General features: G+C 70.6%; 9 protein-coding genes. 2 read left to right on the top strand and 7 right to left on the bottom strand.

Annotation, left to right across the window (positions count from 1 at the left end; genetic code table 11):
- Positions 1–2,207 (bottom strand): TrbL/VirB6 family protein (locus D0C15_RS33385; protein ID WP_245976521.1); only part of this gene is annotated, 2,207 nt, incomplete at its 3' end.
- A 3-nt stretch (positions 2,208–2,210) separates the two neighbouring features.
- A complete protein-coding gene (locus D0C15_RS33380; protein ID WP_116052035.1) occupies positions 2,211–2,531 on the bottom strand; it encodes an Mbov_0395 family pilin-like conjugal transfer protein in 321 nt (106 codons plus the stop codon).
- Positions 2,532–2,626: 95 nt separating this feature from the next.
- Here D0C15_RS33380 and D0C15_RS35565 point away from each other — a divergent pair, with 95 nt between their 5' ends.
- Positions 2,627–2,755 carry a hypothetical protein gene (locus D0C15_RS35565; protein WP_281270753.1) on the top strand — a complete coding sequence of 43 codons (129 nt, stop codon included), beginning with the start codon at positions 2,627–2,629 and terminating at the stop codon, positions 2,753–2,755.
- Here D0C15_RS35565 and D0C15_RS33375 read toward each other — a convergent pair.
- Together D0C15_RS33375 and D0C15_RS33370 are read right to left on the bottom strand one after the other, a co-directional pair.
- Positions 2,744–3,826, bottom strand: coding sequence for a sigma-70 family RNA polymerase sigma factor (locus D0C15_RS33375; RefSeq protein ID WP_116052034.1), 1,083 nt, complete (start codon positions 3,824–3,826; stop codon positions 2,744–2,746). The two genes, D0C15_RS35565 and D0C15_RS33375, sit on opposite strands and share 12 nt — an antisense overlap.
- Before the next feature lie 633 nt (positions 3,827–4,459).
- Entirely contained in the window at positions 4,460–4,651 is a 192-nt protein-coding gene (locus D0C15_RS33370; RefSeq protein WP_162830388.1) for a hypothetical protein, read from the bottom strand.
- Between D0C15_RS33370 and D0C15_RS33365 the strand changes: the two genes are divergently transcribed.
- Positions 4,641–5,492 carry a hypothetical protein gene (locus D0C15_RS33365; RefSeq protein ID WP_245976517.1) on the top strand — a complete coding sequence of 284 codons (852 nt, stop codon included), beginning with the start codon at positions 4,641–4,643 and terminating at the stop codon, positions 5,490–5,492. The genes D0C15_RS33370 and D0C15_RS33365 overlap by 11 nt on opposite strands.
- Here D0C15_RS33365 and D0C15_RS33360 read toward each other — a convergent pair.
- The 3 genes from D0C15_RS33360 to D0C15_RS33350 all read right to left on the bottom strand — a co-directional run.
- The gene (locus D0C15_RS33360; protein ID WP_116052032.1) at positions 5,408–7,024 is read right to left on the bottom strand and encodes a site-specific integrase; all 1,617 of its coding nucleotides are present in this window, start codon (positions 7,022–7,024) and stop codon (positions 5,408–5,410) included. The two genes, D0C15_RS33365 and D0C15_RS33360, sit on opposite strands and share 85 nt — an antisense overlap.
- Positions 7,025–7,030: 6 nt before the next feature.
- On the bottom strand, positions 7,031–7,354 hold the full coding sequence (locus tag D0C15_RS33355; protein WP_116052031.1) for a helix-turn-helix domain-containing protein: 324 nt from the start codon (positions 7,352–7,354) through the stop codon (positions 7,031–7,033).
- Positions 7,355–7,752 (bottom strand): tyrosine-type recombinase/integrase (locus D0C15_RS33350; protein WP_162830387.1); only part of this gene is annotated, 398 nt, incomplete at its 5' end.

Raw genomic sequence — 7,752 nt, 5'->3', positions numbered from 1 at the left:
CCCCCGCGCCCCCCCCCCCCCCCCGGCAGACCGGGCCGGGGCGGGCTGGGCGGTGTGTGGGTGGCGAGGTCGTCGGCCAGCGTCCGCCGCGGCGTGCGCGGAGGTGCGGGGCGCAGATGGATGGGCAGCATCCCGGCGCCCGGCGCGACCAGCGCGCGGGGCAGGTGTGCGGGCGGACGGGCATGGCGGTTGACCCGCCCATCGCTGGTAAGCAACCCGGGCTGCGACACCGGCGGCGGCATGCCAGCGGTCCGCTCCGCCAGGTCGTCGGCCACCGACCGGCGCCCCACCCGCTCAGGCTCCCGGCGTGTGGTGATCGGGAGCCCGAGCTGATCGCGCGACAGCGCACCCGGCAGCGAGTCCGGCGGCAGCGCCCGCGGGTTCGCCGACACCTCACGCTCGTCACCGGACCCGCTCGTGGTGAACAGCGACATCTGTCCCGGGCCCGCCTTCCGGTCCGGTCCGGTGTCCGGCAACTCCCCGAGGCGCGGAGACCGGCGCGGCCCGGGGCGTGCGCGGCGCACTCGCATCGGCAGCAGGAACTGGCCCGCGCGAGTGGACGCAGGATCTGCGGCAGCAGCAGTAGCAGCACCGCCCCGCACGCGGGGCCCGCCACCTTTGCCGCCTGCGCCGCCGAACAGGGCGCCGGCGCCGCCGAGCAGGCCCATCGTCTTGTAGGCGATCGCGCCCCGCACCAGCGAGCCGAGCATCGAGCGGCCTCCGCCGCTGAGCGGTCGCAGGCACCAGAACGGGATCTTGATCAGCACCCACATCAGCGCGAGGCACAGCAGCAGGTTGACCAGCCCGTTCATGGTCGGGCCGAACACGGTGAACCCGCCCGGGGCGAAGAAGACCCGCAACGCGACCACCAGCGCCAGCGACTGGCCGACCTGGATGGCCAGCACCCCACCGAACGCTTTCCACCACGCGTGCGCGATGCCCTCGGTGTGGGGCAGGGCGTGCCACATCAGCGCGATCGGAGCGGCGGCGATCAGCAGGATCGTCAACATCACCCGCACGATGAACGTGATCAGCAGAACGATGATCATCACCGCGAGGGCCAAGCCGATGAAAACGAGCCAGAGCCCACCACCGTTGAGGGCGCCGAGGACCATGTCGGTCAGCGCGTCGCCCGCGGCCTGCGGGCTGACCCCTTCGCCCATCACCGCGTGGGCGAGGGCGTTGGCGATCTGGATCGCCTTGGTCGCGAGAAACAAACTCAGGGTTCCGGCGAGAAACCCGATGACGACCCGGGGCCCGATCTCTTTGATGGTGTAGCGGGTTTGCAGGGTCTCGTAGCCCATGACGACCATCCCGGCGATGAGCACGAGGATCACGTAGACGGCGAGCAGGATCTGCCACGACTCGGTCCACAGCTGCCCGACACTGGGCAGCGCGCTCGGCTCGGGCGTGGTCAGCAGCGTCTGGCCCAACAGCTCCAACAGCGGGTTCAACGCGTCCGCCACCAGGTTGCGGAAGAACTCGTCGATAGCCTCGGTGACGCACGCGATCGGGTCGGTGATGCCGCACTCGCCGGCCCGCTCTCCTGCGCCTGCACCCGGCGCCGGGATGCCGCCCGGCGCGCGCGGGTCGAGCGGGGTCAGTTGCGGAATGCAGTTCGGACCTTCACACGTCGCGGGCACCGACGTAGGTGGCGGGGTGGTATCGGCCGGGCTGCACTCGGGCATCAATGCGCCCGGGAAGCACGACACCGGCGGCTGCGACGGCGGCGGCACCAGCGGCGTGCTCGGTAGCCCCGGGGGTCTCGGCGGCTGGGTGTTGCTGGGCAGCAGGCATGCGGGATCAGCCGAGTCAGGACCGCAGCTGGGCTGCGGCATCGGGGGCAGCGGCATCACCGGCGGCTGCGCGGGCGGCACCAGTGGTGCCGCTGCCGCGAACTGCGCCATGGTGGTGGCTGGGACGGTGAGGGCGATCCCGGCCACGGCCGCCAGCACCCCCATCAGCACCGTGAGCACCCGGGCGCAGCGCCGCCGCGGCATCCGCCCGGAACGCCACGTCGCCGGGGCGTGGGATGGGCCGACCTCGAGCCGCTTGTCCCGACCGGAACCGGGACCGGGACCGGTGCGCACGCTGTCACCGCCGTGGCCTGCCTTGGTGGTCGATGCGGGGCGCACGACGGGCGTCCTCGCGTGCCGCCGGATCGGGGTGGGTGGCCGGGCTGCGGGTGTGCGGTGACGGTTGCTCATGGCTCACACACCGCCCACGATGCCCTTGAGGATTTCGACCACGAGCGGGGCGAGCGCGGCGAGGCCGAAGCCGATACCGGCGGCCTTGAACGCGCCCTTGGCTTTCTCGACCTCGCCCGGATCGCCGGAGGCCATCAGGTAGCGCAGCCCGCCGATGGTCAGGAACACCACGGCGACCCCAGCGAGGATCCCCATGATCCAGCTGCGGATGTTGTTGAGGACCTCGTCGACGGTTTGAGCGAGCGCGACGATCTGGACCGTCTCTGCGCGCGCGACCGCGGACGACAGCAGCACCCCGGCGGCGACCAGCCACCCGATCAGCAGGACGACACGGCGACGGTGCGCCCCTCGCCGTGCCCGCGCCGGGGTCCGCGCGGTTGTGGTGTCGGCGGAACCCGCGCAGCGCCTCCCTGCCCGTCGTGCCGTCGAGGTCGCAGACCGTCGATATCTGGGGCGCGGTCGCGGTGCCGGGGATCCAGGGCGGCGCGACGCCGTCCGACGTGTCGGTGGGCGAAGGCGATGACGGCGAGGTGGTGTCAGTCGCATGAGCGGACCTCCCGGCTTGTGTGCGCGCCCGGACCGGAGCTGGTGCGGCGGGCGCGGGAACGGCGGTCTGCGGGCAGGCGGATCCCGCGCGAGGCAATGCGGGATTTCGGGTCGTTTTGCGACACGGCTCGGCGCCCTTTTTTCTCCGCCACGGCTGCGGCCCTGGTCACGTTGCGCAATCTCGTGCGGTGTCTGCCGGTGGTCTGCTCGGTCCGTCGCCGACTGGCGTGAGCGCGGCGTGCACGGGGTGGGTTAGGGGAGCCCGGCCGGTCGCCCGGCGCTATCGCCGGGGAGTCCGCGGACAGCTCGGTCAGGTAGGCGGCGAGGCGAGGCTCGGCGCGTTCGCGCATCTTCGCGGTTGCCTTGTACGACATGCCCCGCGCCTGAGCGGCCTCGGCCAGCGACGTCTCACCGACGCGGGTTTCGGAGATCAAGCCCGCCTCGTCAGCGGTGATCGCACCGACCCGCACCGCCGCGGCCAGCACCAGATCGGGGTGGCCTTCCGGGCGCGGCGGCGGGGCCGAATCGAACCCCACGTCGGCGACTGGGATCGGACCGCCCACGGCCTCGTGCAGCGCGAGGCGCCCGGCGCGGTAGGCCGCGTAGTACAGCCGCGCCAGGATCGCCGGCCGGACCAGATCGACCTCGCGCAACTCGGCGAGGAACCCGGTAACCACGGCGGCGTTGAGATCGTGGGTGTCGCCGGTGAACCGGCGCGTCACGATCGCCGCGACCCGCAGCAGCACCGGCAGCGCCAGCCCGACACACGCCACCGTCCAGGTGCCGCCTTCGGTGCGGGCGCGGGTGATCAGATACGCCCACGCCGCGTCCCGCGTCACTTGGTCGCAGTCCCCGGCCAGCAGCAGCGTGCCGAGTTCATCCAGCGGCACCGGCTGCGGCGGCAGCCCCGGGATCTCGCGGCCATCGACACTGATCGGGTCCGGCCCGGTCACCAGCCACGCGAAGCTGGATCGCGCTACCGCGAACACATCGGAATCGGTGACGAAATCAGGATGGGCCCGCACGTAATACACGCGCTCCTGGCCCTCGTTGTCGCGCGAACGAAAACTCATGACAGCTCCCCTGAGAAATACGGCCGAGTGGTGAGCCATCAGCAAGCCATCCAGGGCGCATCACAACCGCCTCAAAACCGCGACACAAACGCCTTACGGGCGCCTCAAAACCGCCTCAAATCGAAAAACCTGTGAACAGCGCGAAATGCGCCCCGCGCGGCGCTGTTGATCTTTGAGGCGCCATTGAGAGGGCCCTCGAGCAGCATTGACACGCGCGGGCCGGAGAGGGCTGCCGCGTGGCGCCTCATGTTCGAAAAGGTTCTGATCTCGTTGAGGCGCGCCTGTGGCTGCGCGAGATAAAAATTCCTAGGATCGTCGCTGGTGTGCGCGAATGCCGCCGAAGGACGTGTGTCCGTGAAGCCCGCCGAATAGCTGCTCCTTGGTCAGTTCGGGTGTCGCCAGAGAAGGACAAAGGTGGTCTTTTTCAGTTTTTTGACGGGGAGTGTCGCAAATTCGGGGTTCTCCCGGTATTGCCCCACAACAGCACGACTCCAGCCGGACCCTGGCCCGGCTGCTCTCGTCCGAGGAGGACCCCCTCATGGCCCAGCGTTCGCCGTCCCCGAATGGCCATCCCGGTCACTGGACAGACTCGACTCGTCCACCGCGCACCCGGCGCGGGGGCGACCGCGCTCCCTACCCCGGAGCCCGCACGCACACCACCACCGCGGCCCATGTCCGCCGGGCCCGCGCGACCTCGCGCCCCCCGGGTTCGCCGGCACCGTCGCGGCGGCGCACGCCGCCCTCGTCGACGCCGACTCCCGCCACGGTCTGGACGTGCGGACCGGAGCCCATCGACGTCCACGCGACCTGGCCGGTGTCGATCATCGAGACCATCACGGCGGCGTTCACCGCACCCGGTGCGCACGTCGTCCTGGTCGACATCGGCACACCCTCCGCAGCGGTCACCACGCCCTGCGGAACCGACAATGTCCCGGCGAGCGGCGAGGCGTCGGTGACCGCGGCACGCGAGGCGGTGCACGCGCTCGGCCGGACCGCCGACACGCTCACTCTCGACCCGTCCACGGACGTCTCCGTCGTGTCGTCGCGACCGTTCTGGGCCGACCTGGTCACGGACACCGCCGACCCGTTGACGGCCCTCGCAGGGTCGTCTCCGGCACCGGTGCACACCAGTGGCACCGACGATCCCGGGGCGCCGGAATCGGAACGCGGCGAGCGCGCGGATCTGGTGCTCGTGTCACTGCCCGCGCACGCCGCTGAGACGGTGCCGCTGGACCGGCTCGCGCTGCTAGCGGCCCACCGGCTGCGCTCAGGCGGCATCTTCGCGGTGTACACGCACAGTGACTGGAATCAGGGTCGGTTTGTCGACCCGACCGGCGCGATCGTGGCCGCCTGCCAGCACGCCGACCTGCTGTACCTGCAGCACATCGTCGCCCTGCACACCCCGATCCGCGAGGGCCGTCTGCGCCCCGCGCCGAGCGCAGCAGCGGCCGCCGACTACGAACGCACCCGGCACCGCGCCACGGTTCGCGGCCTGCCGGTGCCGCACCTGCGCGCGCACGGCGACATTCTCGCCTTCGCCCACCCCGCGAGCCCCGCGGGTTCATGCGAAGTGAGGGGTTTTCAGGACGAACCCACGGGTGGGTTGACCGGATCTTTGGGTGCGGACCGGTCGGTTCGCGCGGAACTGGTCGAGGCGTCTTCGTGAGGCCGTTTGAGGAGTTGGCGGGCGGACGCTGTGTAGCGGACCGCGGTCTTGGCGTCGAGGTCGAACACCTCGGACAGGTGCAACGGGTCAGCGCCGCTGACGAGGGCCTCGTCGAGTTGTCGATCGATGCGCAGCCGCTCCAGGGACGCGGGCAACCCGTTCAGCGTCCGGTTCGCCCAGACGTGACTGACCTGTCCTGTGCCGATCGCGGTCATCGCGTTGATCATCAGGTGCGGGTTGGCCGTGCTCGGCCAGTTCTGCCGACGGTGGTCCAGCCAGGCGAGCAACGTCAGGTGGCTCAGCTCGCTCAGAGGCTGGCTCCTCCCGGCGATAGTGACGCGCCGGTTCCCCAGGTCGACGTCGGACAGGTGCAGCGCGCGGATCGCGCCTGGCAGGGCGGCGTGCACCGCGGCGAGGACGACGAAGACGCGTGCCTGGAGTGTCGTCGCGGCGCGAACCGTGCGGGCGATCTCGTCGGTCGTGAGCGGCTGCAGGACTCCGCGGTCGACGTCGCCGACACGAAGGCGGCTGGTGGGGTTGGCGAACACGACGCCCCGGCGTTTAGCCCAGGAAAACAGCGACCGCAACGCCACGAGCGTGATCTGGCGTCGGATGCCGTGCAGAGGCTTGATCGCGGTCACGACCTCGTCCCGGCTGATCTCGCGCAGATGGTCGTGGCGGGCCGACCAGTCCAGCAGTACCGGCCGCAGCAAGTCGATGTAGCCGCGCAGGGTCCGATGGCTACGGGCGTGGGTGCGTGGGCCGCCGATGTGCATCAGCTGGACCCACCGACGGGTGTCGTCACGGATTCCCGGGGCGATGTCAGCGAGCTTCGCATCGAGCCAGCGGTCGAAGACAGGGTGGCGATCGTCGAGCAGGATGCCCATCGTCTGCAGGACCTCGGTGGTCTGGGCGACGCTGGAGCCGCGGCTGGTCAGCACCGGTTGATAGCTCGAGTAGCGGATCAGTTCGTCCTCGATGTAGTACGTCAACAGCATCGTGAGGTTTCGGGTCAAGGTCCGCGTCAGCTGGGGGCTGAACCCACGGGCCTCGGCCATCGTCGCGGCGATGTGCAGCGCCCAGCGCAGCCACGGGTTGGTTGGGGGCTGCCGGTCCCGCCGGTCGACAATGCCGTAGCGGTAGGCGCGGCGCAGATCGGGAAACAGCAGCAACTGCACCCTCTGAGTCCCAGGCCGCGTCGCGATCACCGGCCTGGCCTCGGAAGTTTCTGTGCGCGGACGGGCGGTGCGCTTCAGCGGCATCCCGGCGAAACACAGTTGGTGGTGCCGAACCCGCCGGACGTAGGGCAGCAGCATCGTGTTGGGACCGGTCGGCCGATCCAGCTGAGCCTGCGCCCAGCACGGCCGGCAATGACCCTTCATCAGCGGCAATCGGCGTCCGCAGGCACCGCAGTCGGCGACCTCCAGGTGGCGGGCGGCGAACTCAGAGCACGGCCTGCACTCTGTCTCGTGCCAGCGCACGCCCCAGGCGAAGCAGGTGCCGCAACTGCGCGCGTCGCGGTGTTCACGCACCAGCGATCACGCCGGGGGCAGCGAGCGGCCGTCTCGCCGTCGGGGCACCACTGGAGCGGCGCCCGACACCGCGGCAGCCGGTGCGCTCTCCGTGTCGCCCGGCTGCGCGACCTTCTCCGGTTCGGGCAGCAGCAGTTCGCCGACCGGGCAACCCAGGACCGCGCAGATGACATCGAGGTCGTCGAGTTTGATCGAGGCCGGCTGGCCCGACCACAAGCCGGACATCTTCCCGGCCGAGATCACCAAGCCACGCTCGGCGAGGCTGCGCTGCAGCTCCGATGCCTTCCAGATGCCGCGGTTTGCCGCCGCGAGCCGCAGGTTCCAGCGCACTCAGATCAGTCCTTCCAACCGGCGCGCCGCCCGCAACTGCCCAGCAGCCCAGGCATCTTCGATCCGGGTCCGGTGGACATGGACGTAGCGCATCGTCGTGGCGATCCAGGAATGCCCCAACAGCTCCTGGATCGCGATGAGATCCATGCCGTCGTGGTAGAGCTGCGAGGCGCAGTAGTGCCGCAGTACGTGCGGGGTGAGTTTACCCGGCCAGTTCGGCAGGTGGTTCGTCGCTGCGGCGCCGAGCCCGCGTCGCAGCGTGTCATCACCAACCCGAGAGCACGAGCCGTCGCCGTTGCATCGCTCGGAGGGAAACAGCGGTGCGCCCGGGCGGGTGTGGTCGTCGTCGAAGTGTCCCCACACGTCCTCGATATACCAGCGCAGCGTCCGATCGGCGC

It is taken from the genome of Amycolatopsis palatopharyngis (assembly GCF_003385185.1).
GTDB classification, from domain to species: domain Bacteria; phylum Actinomycetota; class Actinomycetes; order Mycobacteriales; family Pseudonocardiaceae; genus Amycolatopsis; species Amycolatopsis palatopharyngis.
Note: the sequence above shows the minus strand (reverse complement) of the source record. Positions and strands in the feature narration are given on the sequence as shown.